Source organism: Paenibacillus thailandensis (assembly GCF_042685365.1).
GTDB classification, from domain to species: domain Bacteria; phylum Bacillota; class Bacilli; order Paenibacillales; family Paenibacillaceae; genus Paenibacillus_AP; species Paenibacillus_AP thailandensis.
On record NZ_JBHUMY010000006.1, the window covers coordinates 310,750 to 332,053 of the forward strand.

The window sequence follows — 21,304 nt, forward strand, 5'->3', positions numbered from 1 at the left end:
GGTTATGGAAAAGCCCAAGGAAATTACGGTTCTGCAAACCTCCTGCATTCTGCTCAGTACGATCATCGGCGTCGGCGTCCTGCCGCTGCCGCTGTTCGCGGTCCGGGCCGGAAGCACCGGAGCGCCCCTCGTTACCCTGCTTGGCGTTCTGCTCGCCATGCTTGGCACCGTGTTCATCGCTGTATTGGGCAAACGGTATCCGAAACAAACCATCGTCGAATATAGCGCGAATATATTGGGCAAATGGGCGGCTGTGCCGGGCAACCTGCTGCTCATCGCTTTTTTTACGACGCTGACGTCGCTCACGGCCCGCGAGTTCGGGGAAGTCGTCATTACGTCGGTTCTGAAAAACACGCCGCTTGAAGTTACGGTCATCTGCATGCTGCTGCTCGCCTCGCTTTCCGCGCGCCACGGCATAAACGAGTTTGCGTATATCCATTTTTTCTACACCCCGCTCATGCTCGTTCCCGGTCTTGTCATCGTCGCGCTGTCGCTAAAAAATGCCGACTCCATTAATCTGCAGCCGATTTGGGGCAGCGGGGAGAACGGCATGTTCCAGGGCGTGCTGACGGTCGCCGCGCTATGTCAAGCTTCGTTCATTTTGACATCGGTGATCCCCTCGATGAAGCAGCCGCAGAAGGCATTGACGGCAGGCTTCTGGGGAATGGGAATTGCAGGCGCATTTTATGTCGTCATCGTCATTGCGACCGTCAGCGTGTTCGGGCCGGAAGAAATATTGAACCAGCTGTGGCCGACGCTGGAGCTGGCGAAGATGACTTCGCTCCCGGCCAATGTACTCGAACGGCTCGACGCCGCGTTTCTGTTCGTATGGGTAATAGCGGTATTTACGACGCTTCTGTCGAGCTATTTTTTCGCGATTCATTCCATGAGCATCGTGCTGCGGTTAAAGGATCATCGCATGTGCTCGTTTTTTATTTTGCCTATCGTGTTCGTGATTGCCGTTTTGCCCAGGAACATCCTGCAAATGTACGAAATAGTCGAGATCGTGGGACGATTCGGGTTATGCCTGACTATCGCTTATCCCGCGCTGCTTTTAACGATCTCTTTATTCCGGCGGCAAAGGGGGAATGCCGGATGAACACATTCGCGGTAAAAATCGTGCGGACCGTTCTCGCCATCTCCCTTCCATGCCTTCTGTTGTCCGGCTGCTGGGATCGGCTCGAAATCGAGGAACGCGCAGTCGTGCTCGGGTTATCGATCGACGTTCGGCAAGGAGACGGCGAAAACGAGGAAGAGATCACCCACAGCAATGAATTTCCCGTACCGAAACAGCAACAGATCCACCTCGCCGCGCAAATCGCGTTGCCGGGAAGAATCCCGCTTGGTCCCGGGGAAAGCGGAGGAGGGAACGGGGGCTCGGGTACCCGCAGAACCGTTTGGGTCATCGAGGTGGACGGCTACTCCATCGATGATGCGATCATGAACCTGCAGCAGCAAATCGCAAGCAGGCTCTTTTTCGGGCATTTGCGGGTTATTGTCGTATCCGAAGACATAGCCCGGAGAGGATTGGACAATTTGAACGATTATCTTCGGCGCAATCCGGAAGTGCGAAGAACGGCTTGGATGATGGTATCGAAGGGTAAAGCGCTCGATTTGATGCAAACCGCCCCGAAGCTGGAGCGCGTACCTACGATTTACTTGCATTCGACGTTGGACGAGGCGGTAAGAATGGGGAAATTTCCGACCGGTTTCATCGGCGTGTTCTGGAGCAACTCGGTCAAAAAAGGGCAGGAAGGCTTTTTGCCGTACGTGGACGTCAAGAAGGAGGATAACGTCGAGCTCCAAGGGCTCGCCTATTTCAAAGGCAGCCGGATGGTGGGAAGGTCAAGCCCGCTTCAAATTGCCGCTTATCTAGCGATTAAAGGCGAAAATCCGGCGGGCTACCGCACGTTTATTAATGTGGGCGAGGATTCTGCCGAGACGTTAATGGTGTACGCCGCTCGGCGCAAATCGGATTTGGACGTCGACATTCGAGACGGTCAGCCGCATTTTAAGCTCAAGGTCTATTTGGAGATCAATTTGGAGGAGAAGGTCGGGGAATCGATCAGCATCAGCAACGCGGACATCTTGAAAAAAATAGAGAAGGTGGACGCGGCCGGCGCCGACAAGTTTTATATCGATTTCATCAACCATACGCAAAAGTTCGGATCCGACGTTTGCGGCTTCGGCGAATTTGTGAGGGCTAAGTATCCTGGATATTGGAACACCCATGTGCGAACGAAAGAGCAATGGCAAAGGATGTACCCGGACATCAAGATCGAGGTCAGTACCAAAACGTATTTCCGCCGGATCGGGATGAAAGCGAAATAACGGAAAGGAGCGACGCCAATGAACGACGGTTTTGAAAATTTCGACTTGATGAAATATGCGACGACTCTTTGGCTTCTTACGGGTTTTTTGCTGCTGCGCCTCGATGCCGTCGGATACAAAATCGAGGGAATGACGAAAGAATATTGGTTTTCCAAATGTTTGGGATGGATCAATATTGCGATCGGTGCCGGCAGCTTTCTGTGGTTTTATATCGCGAAGCTTTTCGGGTAATTTGAGGCGTGATTTTATGCCTGCGGGTCGCAGCCGTTTTCTTCATGCAAAAAAGGCGACGGAAGTTACGGAATGTAAATAAACCGTTTCCTCGGCGGACCCGCTAATATGCCATAACGCGGAAAGGCCTCGGTACATTCGGCCTGCTGTTGAAATGGCTCATCCGGTGGAGAATACGGCAATTGCACAGCGTTGTCTTCGGAAGTATGATGGCCGTGATTCGAAGAGAAGGGGGCGGTAACGGTGATCTAGCGGAAGTAAATTCGCGGTTGGAGCTATAGGATTCGATGCGGCAGGGCAGAGCGTTTTTTCCGTTTCGTTTTATGTCAGCGCTTTCAAAGATGATTCGAACTTGATGGGGAGGCTGGAAAAAAAGGGTTGACGCCAGCAGGCAAGGTTAATTCGAAAAGCGAGGTGCGAAATGAAGAAGCCGATAGTAATTGCATGTTGTTTAGCTCTTGTATTCTCGTTCTTCCAATTGCAGGCTCCAGTCGCCAATGCCGGTTACGAAGAGCTGCCCGCGTTCCCGGGAGCGGAAGGGTTCGGTTACGCGGCAAAGGGCGGCCGCGGCGGCGAAGTATACCATGTGACGAGCTACGAGCTTACGGGGCCGGGCACGTTCTACGATGCGCTCACGACGGCGGGGGAGACGCCGCGCACGATCGTTTTTGACATATCGGGGGACCTTACGGTCCCGAAGATTGTCCTTCGAAATAAATCCAACATTACGATCGCGGGCCAGACGGCGCTCGGGGACGGCGTCAGAATCCGGTCCGAAATTATCCGCTTCTACAACTGCAGAGATATCGTCATCCGGTATATGACCTTCCGAACGGCAGAGGGCGGCACGGACGATACGATGTATTTTGAGGATTGCCAGAACGTCATCATCGACCATTCTTCCTTTTCTTGGGGCGGCGACGAAGTGCTTTCCATTAAAAGCAAGGATTACGAAAATCCGAAGTCCAAAAACATAACGGTGCAGTGGTCCATCATTTCGGAAGGGCGCCTGACGCATTCCATGGGCGGGCTTATTGAAATGAACACGATAACGATGCATCACAATTTGTATGCCCATAACAACGACCGAAATCCAAAAACGAAAGGGCAAATCGATTTTGTCAATAACGTATTGTACAACTGGGGACAGTTTCCTTATGTCGCCGGAGGAGAATCCGGTACGAAAGGATACGGAAACGTCGTCGGCAATTATTTCATCGCGGGCGTGAATTCGATGGATCCGCAATACGCCGTCGTTCGCGGCAATGAAAACTACCAGGTGTATCTGGAAAACAACCGGATCGACAGCAACAAAAACGGCGTCGTTGACGGAGTCGATGCGGGAACGGGAATAATCGAGGCCAAAAGGCCAAGCGTCGTCGTGGACGAGCGGTTCGAATATCCGCTTGTGCATACGGAATCGCCTGAAGACGCTTATCGCAACGTGATGGCGCATGCCGGTTCTTCGCTTGCCCGGGATGCCGTCGACAGACGGGTTATCGACAGCGTGAAAGCAGGCACGGGCGCGATTATCGGACATGAGAAGGACCCGGGCCCATATCCTCCGTTAAAGCGGTCAACCGGTCCTGCCGACGCCGACCTGGACGGCATGCCGGACGAGTGGGAGCAGTCGAACGGATTGAACCCACTCGATCCGCTTGACCGGAATGGGGATCGGGACGGGGACGGGTACACGAATCTGGAACAATATTTGAACGAGCTGGCCGCACCGGGCTTTCCCCGCAACTATCCGATGACGCCGGCGCCGTGGGCGGGGACGCCGTTCGAGCCGCCCGTCGAACCCGAACCGGCGCCGGAGCCCGTTATTTCCCCGGTTATGGACGGGGAAACGGTCCGCAATGTGGTCATTAACGACAACAGCGGCAGCGGCGCGGCGAACGCGGCCAATTGGTCGGTGCAAGCAAGCCTCCAACCGGGGGACATCGTGTTCGGAGACCGGATGACCGGGTCGAAAGTGTACAAGTTCGTTACGGTGCCCGATTCGGTCAAAGGAACGGAATGGATACGGTCGGCGATGGAATCACGCAGTTCGACGAGCAGCGATTTGCTGTCGTTTGTACTGGCCGCCGATGCTGACGTTTATGTCGCCTACGATACCCGCATTTCCTCTATCCCATCGTGGCTTTCGTCATACGACAATACAGGGGAAAAAATCGTCGACGACCAGCCGGTCGAGTTCCGGCTGTACAAAAAGCGTTATGCCGCCGGATCGGTCGTCACAATGGGGGCGAACGGCAATACCTCGAGATGCAACTATTTCGTTATCGTGAAGCCTTCGTCTCCGGAGACGGAACCGCCCGCGAACGGACCCGAGGCCTTGACGGCCGGTTACGCAGCGGATGATAACGCCGTATCCCTTGCATGGCCAAGCGTCAGCCAAGCGACCTATTACCTCGTATACCGCTCCTCGTTATTCGACGAAGGGTATAGGGCGATCGACAGCGTTGCGGCATCGACCTATTCGGCTCCCGAACAAGACTTCGAACTTCGCTACACGGATACGGACGTCGTTCAAGGCGTCAGTTATCGATATCAAGTATCCGCCGTTAACGCCGGCGGCGAATCGCCTTTATCCGATAGCGCCAGCGTGACCGCCTACGATCCCGCGTTGCCGGCGCCTTCGGCTCCGACCGGGCTGCAGGCGCCGCTCGTCAGAAGCTTAAGCGCGAAGCTGAGCTGGACGCCGGTGGAAGGGGCGGTCGGCTATCAAATCTACAGAGCCTCCGGGGCAACCGGATCTTATGAGTGGATCGGAGGATCGCTGACAGCCGAATACACCGATCGGACGGTAAGCCCGTCTACGTCGTATTCGTACCGGGTATCCGCGGTCGGCGGCGGAGGAGAATCCGAACCGTCCGACGGCATAACCGTCACAACCAAGAACGCCGTGTCCGCACCGCAAACCCCGTTCGGCCTCGCCGCCGTTCAGGCATCGGCTTCGGGCGTCCTGCTGCAGTGGAATGCGGTATCTGAAGCGGAGACCTACAACATTTACAGAAAAGGGAATGCCGATTCGGCCTATGCGCTGATCGGAAGCACGGATTCGGCTGCCTATACCGATAGGAGCATAAGCGTAGGAGAGTCGGGCTACAGCTACCGGGTAACGGCCGTGAATGAAATGGGCGAATCCGCGCCAAGCGGGGAGATCGCCGTTGCCGTGCCCGCCCCGTCTGCGCCTTCCGGATTAACGGTCGGGTACGTAGGAGAAACCTTCGTCGGGCTTATCTGGACGACCGCCGAAGGAGCTTCGCAATATTCGATTTACCGGGCAAAAGCCGGCGAAAGCGAATACGAACTTGCCGGCACTGCGAAAGTCGGCGCTTATTACGATCGCACGGCTGCTCCGGGCACGCATTACACGTATTACGTCGTTGCGCAGAACGGCGGGGGACAATCTTCTAAGTCCGAAACGGTTAAGGTAACGACGCTTCATAAAGAACGATAGAGAGCTGCAGCATTAGAGCTCGGCCGCTTCGAGACGAAGCGGTCTTTTTTTGCGAAAGAACGCCATGCAAAGCATGGTCAAGTTCCGGGGGCATATTCGGATTACCGCCAATCGATTAAGGGTATAAAGGTAGTACCGCGAAAGCGATCAAATTAGGAGGAATCTTTCCATGAGCAAAAGCGACGTACAGACGACCCCTACGGAAGCGGGCGGGCTGCTATTGAACGGGAGAACGGCGATCATCACGGGAGCGGGCTCGGGCATCGGCCGCGCGGCTGCGCTGCTGCTGGCGCGGAACGGGGCGAAGATCGGTCTGCTAGATTTGATCGACAAACGTACCGAAGAAGTCGAGAAGGCAATCCGCGAAATGGGAGGAGAAGCCGAATTTTACGATGTGAACGTGTCGGACCCGCAACGGATGGAGCAAGCGATCCGGTCCGCCGCCGGGCGATTCGGGCGAATCGATATCGTGTTCGCGAACGCGGGGATCAACGGCACGTTGTCGCCGATCGAGGATTTATCGCCTGAAGCTTGGGACGAGACGTTGTCGACGAATTTAAAAGGTACGTTTCTGACCATGAAATACGCCGTTCCGCATATGAAGCAAGCGGGGGGCAGCGTCATTATTACGAGCTCCATTAACGGAAGCCGCAAATTTTCCGGCCTCGGGATGTCGGCTTACAGCGCCTCGAAAGCGGGACAGGCCGCCTTTGCGAAGATGGCGGCGCTCGAGCTGGCCCGTTATAAAATACGCGTCAACGTTATTTGCCCGGGAGCGATCGAAACGAGCATCGGCGAAAACACGGAGCATACGAAGCAGTTGGACAAAATTCGCATCCCGGTCGTCTATCCGGAGGGCAGCCAGCCGCTCGAGCACGGTCCGGGGCGGCCGGAGCAGGTTGCCGATCTGGTGCTGTTTCTGGCCTCGGACCGTTCAAGCCATATTTCCGGAACGGAGATTTATATCGACGGAGCGGAAACGCTTCTGTGAGCAAACCTTTATCAAGGCAGCGGCAAACGCAAATGCGGTTAAAACTTGTTAAAAATAGAGCGAAAGCTCTATTTTTTTGCGTTTTGAAAATAGCAGCCGGGACGCGAAGATGACTGTTGTCGAAAAAAAATGTAAAATAAATGCACAAACTGTTGCGTTATCGAACGGAGGGAGGGCAAAATGCCGGCATTCTTTGCAAAAATGACCGCAATCATCGGTATCATCGCCGCTATCCTAATCATTTTCCCGGGACCGGTCGCCGAAGCGGGCTTTTTCGACCGGATCGGCGACATTTACAATGCGCCGGATAAAATAAACGAAATCGAACGCCAATATTCGGAAGCGAACGAGGCTCTCGCCAAGCAGCTGGAACAAACGCTCCAAGCCGTCGAGGACAGCGAGCAAAAACAGCAGGAGCTGGTCGAATTAAATAAGCGATTGATCGCCCAAAACGAAAGTCTGCAAGCGGAAATCGAAAGACTGCAGCGGCAGAAGGAATTATTGAAGCAAAAAGCCGTTTATACGGGCGTGATTGCGGCTGTACTGATCGCGGCTTATATCGTATCCGTCCGGGTGTGGCGGTATATGGCTTGGCGCAGGCATCAGAACGCCGGTCGGAGAGGGATAAGCGGATGAAAATTTCGGTTCCCTCGAAAAGCGGACATGTCCATGTACAGCTTGCCGAGACGGACAAGCTCCATATGCTGCATCCGAAATCGATCGTCGCGTTTCGTGGAGAACCTCAGCTTCGCGAGGACCGCCTGATGGACCTGGCCGGGATGTACCGGAAGAAGAAGTGGGTGCGATCCTTGCTGCACGGCCCCTCCGAGTTCGTTATCGGCTTGCCCTCCGGCTGCAACGTTGAAACCGTCCCGATTGAAAATAACGGAAACCTTCTGTTCGATATTCGGCACGTTTTGTTTTTTTCGGACGGCATAACGATGAAGCCCGTCGTTCAAAAGATGAAAAACGCATGGATTACGAAGGAATTCGTGCGGATGCGCTTTGACGGACCGGGAGAGCTTGGCATTATGGCTCCCGGCGACATTAGCGCCGTTTCGCTGCATCCCGATACGCCTTTATACGTGGATACCGCCGCGCTTGTCGCCTACCCGGAGCAGGCGTCCATCCGGCTATCCGTTTACGGCAATAAGCTGGCCAGCCAATCGATGAATATCCAGTGGGAAATCAAAGGAAACGGCCCCGTCTTGATTCAGACGGGCTCAAGAGACCCCGCTTTGGAAGCCCAGCTTCAGAATGACGGCATTATTAAACGCATTCTTCGCGAAGTGCTGCCTTTCGGCAGCGTCTATATCAAGTGAGTTTACGAAACAGAGCTCGCCTATGCCACAAGGCGGCTCTGTTTTTTTTGCGCAGACGGTAAGAAGCTCCGCTTGAAAAATCGGCCGTTCCTTGATAAACTTACACTAACTTTTTGGAGGTGTTATTTGGTGACCCATTCTATGCGTTTAAGGTAGCAAACTAAGCATCCAAAGAAACTCGGCTGATTTTTTTCAGAAGGGCCAGAGTTTATTTGTGCTGCTTGTTTTCATGCCTTTGAGACGCTGGAGTGGTTTTTTTATGCCAAAAAACGGGTGTCGTCGGATACGTGTGCGAACGGTTCGCGGCTGCTGCCCTTCAAAAAGGAGAAATGAACATGCAAACTCATTGGAAAAGAACGTTCGCCATTATTTTTAGCGGACAAATATTCTCGATATTAACATCCTCGATGGTTCAATTTTCGATCATCTGGCATCTGACCGAAACGACGCATTCGGCTGTCGTTCTGACGATCGCCGGACTGATCGCTTTTTTGCCGCAAGCGCTGCTTGGCCCGTTCATCGGCGTCTGGCTGGACCGGTTAAACCGGAAGCTTACGATGATCGCCGCCGATAGCGCAATCGCGTTATTCAGTCTCGTATTGGGCCTCTATTTCTATTGGGGCGAACCAAGCGTAGCATTCGTATGCTTCATATTGGCGGTACGTTCCATCGCTTCCGCCTTCCATGCGCCGTCGTTCCAGGCCGCGATACCGCTTATCGCGCCGGCCGATCAATTAACCCGCGTGGCGGGCTGGCAGCAGATGGTGATGTCGGCGGCGAACATTATCGGTCCGGCTCTCGGCATCGCCGTGTATTCGGCCGCTTCCCTTGGCGTCGTGCTGCTGCTGGATGTAGCGGGAGCTTTAATCGCCAATCTGATGTTATCGTTGATCAAAATCCGTCAACCGAAGCCGGAGTCGCTTGAAGCTCCTCGTTACTTTCAAGAGCTTAAGCTTGGATGGCGTGCCTTTATTCAAGTGAAGGCGATCGTTGTCATTACGGCGGCTGCCGCCGTATTCAGCGTGGCGTTTATGCCTTTGGCCACTTTGTTTCCGTTTATGACGCTGTCGCATTTTGAACGCGGGGGTTATAGCGCCAGCGTGGTGGAGGCTGTATTCAGCGCCGGAATGATTATAGGCGGAACGCTGTTGTCCGTTGCGGCCTCGAAGCGAAAGGATATCGCTTACGTTAGTTCGAGCTTGATCGTCATCGGGGCGACCTGCGCGGCATCCGGTCTTCTCGGGAAAGAAGCTTTCATCGTATTCGTCGTTTTATCCTTTATGATGGGGGCGGCCTCTCCGTTTTTTAACGGACCTTATATGGCGATGATCCAGAGAGCTTACGATCCGATGATGCTTGGCAGGGTCATTTCGCTCGTAACAAGCGTGATGCTGCTCGCTTCGCCGATCGGTTTGCTGCTTGCCGGTCCGGTCGTCGACCGGTACGGCGTACAATCGTGGTTTTTGGGGGCGGGTATCGTAACGGCCTTAACCGGTATTTTCTTGTTGGTTCAGATGAAGAACCTGGATATACAGGAACGGCAGGGATCGTAACGGGAACGTATTGGATGTGCAGCTTATCAAAGTTTGAGAGCGGCGTTTAACGATCAATAGCCGGAATCCCCGCAGCAGCGGAGATTCCGGCTATTTCATTATGAGGCCGAATAGAGTCAAGCATATCTGGTCCACGATCTTACGGTGTGGGCGACGTCCGCGCCTTCGAGAATCATCCGGTGAATGTCTTCGTTAATAAGCTGGCGGGATGAGTTCCACTTCTCGTTCATATAGAAGCCGCTAATTTGTACATGCTCCAGCTCTTGCAAATACCGCGACCAGACGGGATGGTCGGCAAGGCCGCTTTGAACCGCAAGCGATCGCGTAACCGGCAAAGTCATAGGCGAGCGGAAAGCATCGGGCCGTCCAAGCACATAATGCCGCAAAAACGACCAAGCCAGTTCGGGCTGCCGCGATTTCGAGGTGATGCCTGCCGCGCCCATATAGATCATGTTGGATTGCTCTCTGCCAGGCATGTTCGGCAGCCCTGCTACGCCATACTTCTCGAGCAGTCCGACCCGGGCCAAGTTGCCGACAAGCCACGTGTAACCAAACACCATGGCAAAGCCTTGATGAATATCGCCCGCCTCGGAAGGCTCGCCCGGATTGCGGATGACCCGGTGATGCCGGTAAGCGTCAATTATCATCCGAATGGCGTCAATTACGGCAGGCTGATCCACGCAGCCTCTGGCCGTTAAACCGTCCGGCGACAGGTAACGTCCGCCGTTGCGCATGACGAACGGCTCGAACTCCTCGATGTCTACCCCGAAGCCGAGGCCAAACTGCGTGGCGACGCCTTGTTCATTGCGAACGGTCAATTTCCCGGCAAGCTCCATCATGTCGTCCCAGGTCCACTTGTCGGACGGGTAGCTTAAGCCGGCTTTATCGAACAGTTCTTTTTTGTACAAAATGAGAGGAAGCGAGACGTCAACGGGCAAGCCCGGAAGCGTGCCGTCTTTGCCGGCGACGCGTTTGATTCCCGAATACATATCGTCCCGAAGACCCGGTTCGCGGTCCACGAACGGCCATAAATCAAGGAACATGCCTTTATGGTTAAACAGCGCCCAGCCTCCCGATTCGATGATGTCGGGCGCATCGGCCGATTTATAGGCTTGCAGCGATTCATAATGATCGGTCGACTGTTCGATGACGATTCGGACTCCGGGATGCTCCGCCTCGAACGTTTCCTTTGTTTTCATGACATGGTGCAGATGCTGGAATTCGGTTAAAAATCGGATTTCATTCGTGGTCAAGGTGAAAGCTCCTCTCCATATAGGGCGATTGATTTTTCCAAATACCCGATTGCCGCGGCCTCGAACGTTTTTGCTATCTCCAGATGCTTCGCGCATGCCTCGCTCGTATCCGGCGGCACAATCTCGGCCGTTCGCACGAACGGGACGATGTCCCCGACGGCCGCGATCGCTTCGCCCGCTTGCTCGTAAGCTTCCGCCGCCAATAGAACAAGGCGCATCGCTTCTCCTTCGAACGGAACGGATCGCAAAAAAGCGGCAGCGTACCGTTTCGTTTCGGCGTAAACGGCGGCAAGCTGTCCAAGCCCGTACCGGTTGGGCGGCGAAGCGGGGCCGCGCCGCAAATGTTCGATCCAGCGGTCATACGCGGCAAGTCCGGACGTATAGGACAGATAAGAGGTCATGGGACAATACGCCCGGCTGTTGCGAGCGTAGCTTACGGCGAATCGAACGGCTTCCAAAGCCGCTTTGCGGCGCTGCTTTTCCGTCTCCGAGCGGCTCGACGGGGCGGCTTCCCTTCGGCTTGCAGCGGCCAGAAATCTTACCGGATTATCCGCGATTTCTTCGTACGACATCGTCTTGCCTTCCGGCTGCATCGCATCGGTCAGGTAGACAAGCTTGCTTTCGTCGTCATAACCGTAAATAAGCGACCATTCATGAACGTAAGGCCGCATCGCCGACGTGTCGAAATAAAGCACGGGCTTGCCCGAATCGACGGACTTGCGAATAAACGGGATGACGGCCTCCTCGATCGGCAGGACGACGGGGAAACGTTCGACGGCGCCGAGCAGCGGCACCGGCGAATCGGACAACTGTCCGCAAAGCATCGCAGCGTCGTATCCGGCGGCTTCCATCAATGCGGACAGGGCGTTCCGCCAATCGAACATGTAAATCCCGTCCGCATAGGTCGTTTTGTCCGATATTTGCATCCGAAACGCAAAGCCGGACAATCCCATTAGCTCCGATGTCTCGCGCCTGTCCCCAAGCGAAGCGAGCATATGGCCGATTCTGTCGACGAAGGTAAACGACGAAGCGGCTTCGGGAGGCCATTCGGCTAATTCCAGGAGCTTGCGTTTAACCATAAGGCTTCCTTCTTTCTTAGGATGTAGGCCGAGAGAAACGCGGATTTGCTCCTGCTTCAGCTTCCGGCGGGAACGGTGGATATACGTATAAATCGAGCCGGTCGTCATCTGATACATCGCGGCGATCTCCTCGGGGTTAAGCTGCTTGAAAAAATAAGCTTCAAAAACGGCCCGTTCCTTGCGATTCAGACAGTGCAGCACGGAACGAATGGTTTCGTAGAGTTCTTTGCGAAGCAAATGCTCGGCCGGATCCTCCTTGCACGCCGCCGCGTTAGTAGCGGAGCGGGTTAAATGGGACAGGATGCTGTCCAGATCGTCCCAATTGACATCCCCCGCATCGGCCTGCCGCGTTTCGAAAGCGGCAAACGGCTTTTCCCGCTTAAATCGGCCGCCGCGCCGCAACCGCATGTTCGCCTGATTGCGTACGATCTTGTGCAGCCACGGAAGAAAGCGGCTCGCATCGTGAAGCGACCCAATGTGCATAAAAGCGCGTATGAGCGCATCCTGAACGATGTCGTCGGCGAGGTGCGGATCCCCGGTCATCCGCTCAGCCCAGCCCTTCGCCCTGTTGCGGTGCCGCTCGATCAACTCGCCGAACGCTTCCGTGTCGCCCAGCCGGGCCCGTTCCGCAAGCCGGTCGTTGTGCTCAATCTGTTCCTTCCTTTCCGTTATTGCCGCCGTTCCGGCAGCGTTTAATCCGTAACCGTCCCGTTCCATGCCAGCCCTCCGCGTTTTTCTCGTCTTCAACATTTGAGATGCCGTTACCCGAAGCGATTTGAACACTTTTTATAAAAAAAATCGTATTTTTTGCAAACTAGTAAGAGGAGCGATGTTATTCTCGTTCTTGTAGTATATCGTATTTTTAGAAATGATAGGGATAAGTCCGGAGTCTGTTACAATTTTGCGGCAGCTAATGCGGCAGTGCTTGGGGCGCTTTTATTTGTGCTATACTTGAACCCGTGGACGCAATGTAAAGAGCAGAGGTGCATGCGAAATGAAAACGATCGTTATTGTCGGCGGAGGCGTTACGGGTTTATCGACCGCTTATTATTTAAACCGTCATATCAAGCACAACAAGCTGGACGCCAAAATCGTGTTAATCGAAGCGGAAGACCGGCTTGGCGGCAAGATCCGCACCGTGCATACAGGGGAGTACACGATGGAGACCGGGGCGGATTCGATCGTGACCCGGAAGTCAAACGTCGCACCGCTGCTGGAAGAGCTCGGGCTTTCGGACGACGTCGTATACAATGCGACGGGCAAGTCCTTCATCTACATAGACGGCGAATTGAAACCCATTCCGGAGGATACGGTGTTCGGCATTCCGCTCAGCCTGGAGTCGCTTGCAAAAAGCACGCTGATTTCGGCCGAAGGAAAGGTGGAAGCTCTAAAAGATTTCTATACCGAAAACAAGACTTTTACGAAGGACGATTCCATAGGCGAGTTCCTGGAAAGCTTCTTGGGCGAGGAGCTGGTCAGACGCCAAATATCGCCCGTGTTGTCCGGCGTTTATTCCGGCAAGCTGCATGAGCTTACGATCGCTTCGACTATGCCTTATTTGCTGGAGTATAAGAACAAATACGGCAGCATCATGAAGGGACTGGCGGAAAACAAGCAGCAATTCAAGGGCAGCGGGAATAAAAAGTTTCTATCGTTCGGCGGCGGGGTATCCGTGTTAATCGACAGGCTGGAAGCCTTGTCCGGCGCGGAAATCCGGACGGGCGTCCGGGCCGAATCGATCGCAAAGCGGGAAGAAGGCGGTTATCGGATCCGCCTCCAAGGCAGCGAGGAGCTAAACGCCGATTGCGTCGTCCTGGCGACGCTGTCTACCGCTGCCGCGCAGCTGTTGAAGGACGAGTCGCTGAACGAGCATTTCAGCCGTTTTAAGCATAGCTCGCTAATCAGCGTATACCTCGGCTTCCGCATCCCGGACAGCGCGCTTCCCGAAGACGGGACAGGCTTCATCGCCGCCGAAGACAGCGGGTTAACATGCGACGCATGCACGTGGACAAGCCGCAAGTGGGAGCATACGTCGCGGGAGAAGCATCTCCTTGTTCGAATGTTTTATAAAAGCTCCAATCCGGCTTACGAGCGGCTGAAGAACCAAACGGACGAACAACTGCTGCAGACGGCCCTTGCGGATATCAAGCGGGCCATGGGCATCGTGTCCGATCCGGTCGCTGTTAACGTAACCAAATGGCACGACACGATGCCGAACTACCATCTCCGCCATAGACAACTCGTTGAGTCGCTGGAACAAAAGATGGCTGCGGATTACCCGGACGTCTGGCTTGCCGGCTGCTCTTATTACGGGGTCGGCATTCCCGATTGCATCGCGAACGGCGAGAGTACCGCAAGGCGGATCGCGGAGCGATTAAGCGCCGGTCAATAGCGCTTTCGATCGCAGCAGGCCGAACGGGCAGCCTGCTTTTTCGCTAAGCAGATTCATGAGAAAGAAGGCATCTTGCATGACTTATATTCAAAAAGGAACGCCGCAGTTCCGCAAAACGAGCTTGGCGATGTTTGCCGGCGGATTTTGCACGTTCGCCATCTTGTATTGCCTGCAGCCCCTTATGCCCGAGTTTTCGAAACAATTCGGCGTATCGCCCGCGACGGCAAGCTTGTCCTTGTCCGTCACCACCGTGGCGATGGCGGTTACGATGCTGTTTGTCAGCGCATTGTCGGACGCCAAAGGCCGCAAATCGATTATGGGTTGCTCTCTCGGCGGGGCAGCCCTTATTGCTTTGCTGCTGACGTTCAGTCCAAGCTTCGGACAGCTTCTTGCGCTGCGCATCCTGCAGGGGGTTGTGCTGGCGGGCCTGCCGGCGGTAGCGATGACGTATTTAAGCGAGGAGGTCGACCCCCACAGTCTCGGTTATGCGATGGGACTTTACATTAGCGGCAACTCGGTCGGCGGCATGGGCGGGCGGATCGTGACGGGGATGGTCGCTGATTTTTTCGATTGGCGTTTGGCTGTCGGAGCGATTGCGGCTTTAAGCATCGGCGCGGTCGTATTGTTCTGGAGGTGGCTTCCGGCTTCCCGCAACTTTCAAAAACGGAAGTATGAGCTCCGCGGCATCGTCAAAGCGCTGCTGTCGCAATGCCGGAATCCCCGGCTCTTATGTTTATACGGCCTGGGCTTTGTCCTGATGGGCTGCTTCGTCACGTTGTACAACTATATTTCGTATCGTCTGATCGATCCACCGTTTTCGCTGAGCCAAGCATTGGTGGGGTGGATTTTCATCGTGTATTTGACGGGAACGATCAGCTCGACATGGATGGGACGTCTCGCCGATCTTTACGGCAGATACGCGGTGATGAGCATCGCGCTTCTCTTGATATTGGCGGGCGGGCTGTTGACTTTGTCGTCCAGCTTGCTGGCGATCGTCGTTGGCATCTCGCTGCTGACATTCGGATTTTTCGGCGGCCATTCCATCGCCAGCAGCTGGATCGGAATCGCGGCGACCGAGCACAAAGCGCAGGCTTCATCGCTATATTTGTTTTTCTATTACCTCGGCTCGAGCGTAAGCGGCACGGTTGGCGGCATCTTTTACGCGCATTACGGCTGGTCCGGCGTCATTGCGATGATTGCGGTTTACATGGCCGTCGGCCTGATCCTTAGCGGAGCTTTGCGCCATATGGGGCGGAACGATCGGGCTGACCACAGCTCAAGAATGGTTGGTTAAGGAGGGCTTAGGATGAAAAAAGACATGACGCCAGCGCAGGAGGCGGTTCTTGCGGAAGCCGAACGGTTCGTGAAATCCGAGCTGGAGAACGATACGACCGGACACGATTGGTGGCATATCCGCCGCGTCGTCAAGATGGCCGAGCGCTTGGCCGGACTGGAGAGCGCCGATCTTTTTATATGCAAATTAAGCGCGCTGCTTCACGATGTTGCCGACGAGAAGCTGAACGAGTCGAAAGAAGCCGGTCTGGCTAAAGTGGACAAGTGGCTTCGCGCACAAGCCTTGAGGGACGAAGATCGCGGACATATTATGGAGATCATCGGAACGATGTCGTACAACGGCGGGGCGAATCCGCCCATGCGTACGATCGAGGGCAAGGTCGTTCAAGACGCCGACCGGCTGGACGCGATCGGAGCGATATCGATCGCCAGATGTTTTCTTTATTCGGGGAGCAAAGGCCAGCCTATCTACGACCCGGCCGTTCCCCCGCGGGATCGCATGACCCCTGAGCAATACCGCAGCGGGAAAAGTACGGCGATCAACCATTTCCACGAGAAACTGCTTAAGCTAAAGGATCGGATCAATACGGCTTCCGCCCGCATCATAGCCGAAGAACGGCATCGCTATATGGAACAATACGTCGAGCGTTTCTACAAGGAATGGGAAGGAGAACTATAAACGGGCGGCGGGTACGCCGTATGAAACTTCGAAAGATGTAGGCCGACCGCGTTTTAAACTGAATACGGACTCCGGAGACCCGGCTTAACATAAAGTTAGGAAAGCCGTGTCTTTTTTCATGAGCAATCCGGGTAAGCCTTCATCCGAACGTTAAGTTCATGGAGCGGCGTTGTTTGCCGATAAAGAAGCTAGGCTGTGTTTGCGGTAAGGTGAAGGGAGGAGGATCGATGATGAGCATCCAAACGCTGGTCTGGTTATTTATTGTGGTCTTTATGCTGCACGACCTTGAAGAAATCATTAGCGTCGAACCGTGGTTAAACCGCAATCGTGAGCGCGTTCAGAAGATGTTACCGAGATGGATCGGAAAAACGGACCGGATTCTTCGAATCACAAGCGCTCAATTCGCTTTCGCCGTTTTACTGGAATTTATTGTTTTTATCCCTTTTACATATATGGCGGCGGAGAACGGCCGCTATTTTGTCTTTCTCGCTTTTAATTGTTTGTTTTTGCTTCATGTGTTTACGCATGCGGCTCAATCGATGATTCTGAGAAGGTATACGCCGGGCGTTGTTACAGCCGTATTCGTTGTGCTGCCTTATACGCTGTATCTTATCGGCACGCTGTTAAGCATGGATCTTGTAACTTGGACTGAAGTGGCGTTAAGCGTTCCGGTCGGCCTGCTGGTCGTCCCAATCGTCATGGCCGGTCATGAGCTCGGGATTAGGCTGGTGAAATGATCGATCGACTTGCTTAAATGATTGGACAAAGGACAGAGGAAGCGCTCTGTCCTTTGATGCGTTTGGTGCGAGAACGAGAATTTAAAAAAATCCGGAGCCATCGTAACAACAAATTGTATTTGTTGTTCTCAATGTTGCCGCAATGCGCCGTCGTCCACGATTTGATTAATGATTCTAGCAATGCTTTTGTCCAGCCAGTCATCGGTTTTATCAAAGCGAAGATAGCGGTAATCGTCAATTTCGGCCACTCTTTGGCGGGTGTGATAATGCTGGAAATACGAGGTGCAGCGCAGCTTGTTGAGCGGAGGCAATTCATCCGTTCGGGCCAGCCATAAAAACAAATGCAAATCCTTGCTTCTTAAATACGGAAATTCGCCCAGGTCGACAAGCTTGTCCGGGTCCAGCACGATGCCCGTTTCTTCCTTGCACTCCCTGCAGCACGTTTCGATCGGCGTCTCGCCCTCCTCCTGCATCCCTTTCGGCAAGTTGTAGCGGTTATGTCCCGTAGCGCGGCAAGCGAGAAATACGTCTCCGTCCGTTATCAATACGCCTGCCGTCAACGGTTTTTTGTCAGTCTTCGTCATAATCCCATCTCTTCTTTTTCCCATTTATCCTCAGTATGCGCTTCATTTTGTTCATTATCCATCTGTTTTGTCAACGTTGCAAGCCCATCGGCCGATCGTTCGCCGAACGAATGCTGGTTCCGAGTCGGCATATTCCTTATAATAAAATAAATAGAAAAAAGGAGTAGGGCAAATAGGGGGCCGTAATTCTGCAAATGTACAATGAAGCGAACAAAAAAACAGTATCGCGTGCGAGGCTTTTGCTTATTCTCGCGCTTGCCGCGCTTCTTGGCGCGGCTGCGGTTATCTATACCGTTAGTAGCGCCGAAGATGCTGCTTCATCCGACCGGCTGGCCAAAGCAAAAAATTGGGAAGACGTAAAGCAGTACCAATATAGTCAAATCCGCGGCCTGAAACGGGCGGAGGAGTTAAGGCTCGCTAAGACATTTAACTACGGGATTCCGATTCCGGGTACGGATAAAACGCTGACGATTCATGAAATTTGGTACAATGAGCGGGATATCCATGTGCTGTTCAGTTACGAAACGGAATACAAAGCCAATACTGGCTTGGAGGAGAACCGGGACGGCCTTCGGCTTCCGGTGTTGGAGATGAAGGCGTATGACGAAACGAGAAAGCATTTCAGCCTGCTGCGGTCTCATCTGTCGTCGCTTCATGAAGGCATTTATTTCAAAGGACGGTACTATGGGACGGCGATAGCCAATTCTATTACGGATGAAGACGGTAAGCCGTTAACGCAAGTGAAAAACATGGAGCTGGCGGATATCAGGCTGAGGGACGGGGAGGCGGAATACGACCTTCCTCCGGTCGTATTCGCCGTAGATTACGACTCCGCCAACGAGCCGGTCGAAGTTGTTCCCATTCATCGAAGCTACACGGCGTTTGGCCGTACCGTCACGATCGAACGGCTGGAGCTGGGGGGTTCAAGTAACCGTCTCTATTACTCGTATAAATCCGACGATCCGGATCGACGTCTTAATGGAATTGAAATCAATATTTCAGCGGGCGACGATTCGGGTTGGAACTTCGGATTGAGCACAGCCGGAAATGACGGGCCACTGTTCGTAGAATTCGATCCTTACGACGAGCGACCTTCGTCGGTTCGTTTGTCGTTGTCGTCCATCCAGGATTACGGCGATCCGGGGGAATTCCGGTTTACGGTGGATGCGACGAAATACGACCACTCGGCTCAAATGTTCACGGAAACGGTTAACGAGAAAATCGCAACTTTGTTTAATACGGATGTTTACCTGGATAAACTGACTTACGAGAACAAAGGGATCACGTTCCATGTCCGGCACGAATATACGGACCCGGAACCGGACAAGCCTTATGTCCGGCTGCGTGCGGACCTTCCGTATTTGACTTCCCCCGATGAGACCGCTCAACAAACGAATCGGCCACAGCTTCTTTCCGTCGTTAACGAAAAAGGCGAGAAGGGCGTGTCCAGCGCGGCAGGGTCCTCGTTTAACGATTTTGAAATGTTATTGGACAAATCGTTTGTCGAACGTTCAAAAACGATAACCGTAACCGTCAGCAACTTGGTGACGGAAATCGTAACGGACTGGGAGACGACCGTGGAGATTCCAAAACAACCGTAAGCAAGAAGAGGAGAGGCTTTTAAAACGGAAAGCCTCTCCCAATGATTAGGATGGTTATATTTTCCCCATAACATCTTCCATCTGAAACGCGACTCGGAACCTCAAGCTGTCGGGAATGGAGCGCAAAGGCCTGCCGGTGAGACGCTCGCATTTGTCAAGCCGATAAATAACGGTATTCCGGTGCAGGTACAGATGCTTCGACGTGTCTGCAATATGGCAGTGGTGTTCAAAGAAGGCGCGCAGCGTTTTTTTGAGCTCGGCTCTTTCCTTCTCCTCCACTTGGAGCAGTCCTTTGAACGTATCCTGAATAAACTCCTCCATGTCTTCGGGCGGAAGCAGGCGCAGCAGGTCGTTTAGTTCTTTCACGCAAAAATACTGCACGAACCTTTGCTTCTTGCTTTGATACCCCGTTTGAAGCGCATCAAGCGCCTCGCGGTACGATTGCGGCAGCTTGGCGAACCGATCGGCAGGGTTGCCGATGCCGGCCGAAATCGAAATGCCGGCGTTTTCCCATATCCGGTCGACGATCCGCTGCAGGCGCAGCTGCATGGGAGGGGACTTCTTTTCGTCTTGAGCCGGCGGCCGCTCCTCCGGGAGCAGCATCACGAGACCGTCCTGCTTCACGAATAAAATAAACTCGATATGCTCCTCCTTCGCTTCCTGCTTGATTAGCTCGTACAGCCGCTCTTTTTCCGGAATGGACGGATTCCCCATCCCAACATTCATCTCCCGTTCGAACGGGTCTTGCTTAAAGACGGCGCAGCTGTAGGAACGGTCTTGGACAAGCCCGTATTTGCGGCCGCGCTTCCCGATATCCGCTTCGTTGGTGACGACGCCTTCGACCACGTCCGAGAAAAAATCGTATTTATACCGCCTTGACCGTTCTTTGACCGCTTGCCGTTTCATCAGCTCAAAGCTGATGACGTTGACCGCCTGCTCGATGGTCAGGGAAGCGAAGGCATCGACACCATTGCGGTCCGACCATATAAGCAAATAGGCTTTGGGCAGATCGGAATGGATCGGATAGCAGGCAAGATAGGCATACGGCGAAAGAGGTCCCGAATCGACAGCTTGGAGGCCTAGGGTCATGAAGCCGGTTTGTTTTGGAACCGGAATGTCTTTGAGAAGGGACATGATCCGCTCCGGCGGCAGATGCCGGAAGTGCGGGGAAATCGCAAGCGGTTCGTTGTGGGCCATAAGAAGAACCGGAAGGCTGAGCAGCTCGGATAACGTATCGATCATGTCCTGCAAGCTGTTTCCTTCCAAAATGATGGTCGAAAATTTGCGGTGGCTGTCGAGCGCATGCCGCAGCTCGTCCGTTCGATACGCCAATATCCGGCTTAGCAGCTGTTCGATCGCTTCGGCAAGCGAACAGTCGGCAGGCAGCTCGAGCAGGGGGAAGCGGAGCCGGTCGGCCGTTTCTTTCGCTTGCTCGGGAATCCGGTCCAAATACCGCTTGGTCTTGATGCCGAGTCCCGCACAGCCGCGATCGGCCATTTCGCAAATCAATTTGATTAAATATTCCGGTTTGTCCTTAATCGCATAGGCGGTCGTAAGCGTTAGCTCCTTCGGCTTAACGTAATCGATCACATCCGGCGAATCCATCATGTTCACGGATTCGACGTCCCGCTTCAATCCTTCCTTTCCTGCTGCGATCCGTGCATTTTTCAGCATGGGAACATTCAGTAAATCCTCCAGAAGCAAAGGTTTCCCTCCTCCTGACGCTTAATGTCAGATTTTCCGCACGGCAAAAGCCATGTTTTGGTTAAGATGACCGAAGAACGAAAACATT

The 21,304-nt window shown here is 53.9% G+C and carries 17 protein-coding genes; 13 read left to right on the top strand and 4 right to left on the bottom strand.

Annotated elements, in window-relative coordinates; translation table 11 throughout:
* Positions 1-4: 4 nt before the first annotated feature.
* The 8 genes from ACFSW5_RS06345 to ACFSW5_RS06380 all read left to right on the top strand — a co-directional run bounded on the left by ACFSW5_RS06345 (position 5) and on the right by ACFSW5_RS06380 (position 9,894).
* Positions 5-1,099, top strand: coding sequence for a GerAB/ArcD/ProY family transporter (locus tag ACFSW5_RS06345; protein ID WP_379270561.1), 1,095 nt, complete (start codon positions 5-7; stop codon positions 1,097-1,099).
* The gene (locus ACFSW5_RS06350; RefSeq protein ID WP_379270562.1) at positions 1,096-2,331 is read left to right on the top strand and encodes a Ger(x)C family spore germination protein; all 1,236 of its coding nucleotides are present in this window, start codon (positions 1,096-1,098) and stop codon (positions 2,329-2,331) included. The genes ACFSW5_RS06345 and ACFSW5_RS06350 overlap by 4 nt, the downstream gene beginning before the upstream one ends.
* Before the next feature lie 18 nt (positions 2,332-2,349).
* Positions 2,350-2,562 (top strand): CLC_0170 family protein, encoded by a 213-nt coding sequence (locus ACFSW5_RS06355; protein WP_379270563.1) that lies wholly within the window; start codon positions 2,350-2,352, stop codon positions 2,560-2,562.
* A 421-nt stretch (positions 2,563-2,983) separates the two neighbouring features.
* Positions 2,984-6,028 (top strand): fibronectin type III domain-containing protein, encoded by a 3,045-nt coding sequence (locus ACFSW5_RS06360; RefSeq protein WP_379270564.1) that lies wholly within the window; start codon positions 2,984-2,986, stop codon positions 6,026-6,028.
* Positions 6,029-6,197: 169 nt separating this feature from the next.
* Positions 6,198-7,019, top strand: coding sequence for an SDR family oxidoreductase (locus ACFSW5_RS06365; protein WP_379270565.1), 822 nt, complete (start codon positions 6,198-6,200; stop codon positions 7,017-7,019).
* Between the two features lie 180 nt (positions 7,020-7,199).
* Positions 7,200-7,655, top strand: coding sequence for a hypothetical protein (locus tag ACFSW5_RS06370; protein ID WP_379270566.1), 456 nt, complete (start codon positions 7,200-7,202; stop codon positions 7,653-7,655).
* On the top strand, positions 7,652-8,341 hold the full coding sequence (locus ACFSW5_RS06375) for an AIM24 family protein (protein ID WP_379270567.1): 690 nt from the start codon (positions 7,652-7,654) through the stop codon (positions 8,339-8,341). Before ACFSW5_RS06370 ends, ACFSW5_RS06375 begins: the two co-directional genes overlap by 4 nt.
* A 335-nt stretch (positions 8,342-8,676) precedes the next feature.
* Positions 8,677-9,894 carry an MFS transporter gene (locus ACFSW5_RS06380; protein WP_379270568.1) on the top strand — a complete coding sequence of 406 codons (1,218 nt, stop codon included), beginning with the start codon at positions 8,677-8,679 and terminating at the stop codon, positions 9,892-9,894.
* A gap of 116 nt (positions 9,895-10,010) precedes the next feature.
* On the opposite strand, the gene ACFSW5_RS06385 is transcribed toward ACFSW5_RS06380, so the two are convergent.
* Positions 10,011-11,147, bottom strand: a complete 1,137-nt coding sequence (locus ACFSW5_RS06385; protein ID WP_379270569.1) for an extracellular solute-binding protein — start codon at positions 11,145-11,147, stop codon at positions 10,011-10,013.
* On the bottom strand, positions 11,144-12,943 hold the full coding sequence (locus ACFSW5_RS06390) for an RNA polymerase sigma factor (protein ID WP_379270570.1): 1,800 nt from the start codon (positions 12,941-12,943) through the stop codon (positions 11,144-11,146). The genes ACFSW5_RS06385 and ACFSW5_RS06390 overlap by 4 nt, the downstream gene beginning before the upstream one ends.
* A gap of 277 nt (positions 12,944-13,220) precedes the next feature.
* Here ACFSW5_RS06390 and ACFSW5_RS06395 point away from each other — a divergent pair, with 277 nt between their 5' ends.
* From ACFSW5_RS06395 to ACFSW5_RS06410, 4 genes are all read left to right on the top strand, one after another.
* The gene (locus ACFSW5_RS06395; RefSeq protein ID WP_379270571.1) at positions 13,221-14,618 is read left to right on the top strand and encodes a protoporphyrinogen oxidase; all 1,398 of its coding nucleotides are present in this window, start codon (positions 13,221-13,223) and stop codon (positions 14,616-14,618) included.
* Between the two features lie 76 nt (positions 14,619-14,694).
* Positions 14,695-15,912 carry an MFS transporter gene (locus ACFSW5_RS06400; protein WP_379270572.1) on the top strand — a complete coding sequence of 406 codons (1,218 nt, stop codon included), beginning with the start codon at positions 14,695-14,697 and terminating at the stop codon, positions 15,910-15,912.
* Positions 15,913-15,924: 12 nt separating this feature from the next.
* Positions 15,925-16,590, top strand: a complete 666-nt coding sequence (locus tag ACFSW5_RS06405; RefSeq protein WP_379270573.1) for an HD domain-containing protein — start codon at positions 15,925-15,927, stop codon at positions 16,588-16,590.
* A gap of 230 nt (positions 16,591-16,820) precedes the next feature.
* Entirely contained in the window at positions 16,821-17,327 is a 507-nt protein-coding gene (locus ACFSW5_RS06410) for an HXXEE domain-containing protein (protein ID WP_379270574.1), read from the top strand.
* A 128-nt stretch (positions 17,328-17,455) separates the two neighbouring features.
* Here the strand turns inward: ACFSW5_RS06410 and ACFSW5_RS06415 are convergent, their stop codons facing one another.
* A complete protein-coding gene (locus tag ACFSW5_RS06415; protein WP_379270575.1) occupies positions 17,456-17,911 on the bottom strand; it encodes an NUDIX hydrolase in 456 nt (151 codons plus the stop codon).
* 194 nt (positions 17,912-18,105) lie between these two features.
* Between ACFSW5_RS06415 and ACFSW5_RS06420 the strand changes: the two genes are divergently transcribed.
* Entirely contained in the window at positions 18,106-19,512 is a 1,407-nt protein-coding gene (locus ACFSW5_RS06420) for a hypothetical protein (protein WP_379270576.1), read from the top strand.
* 54 nt (positions 19,513-19,566) lie between these two features.
* Here ACFSW5_RS06420 and ACFSW5_RS06425 read toward each other — a convergent pair whose 3' ends face one another.
* A complete protein-coding gene (locus ACFSW5_RS06425; protein ID WP_379270577.1) occupies positions 19,567-21,216 on the bottom strand; it encodes a PucR family transcriptional regulator in 1,650 nt (549 codons plus the stop codon).
* Positions 21,217-21,304: the final 88 nt, after the last annotated feature.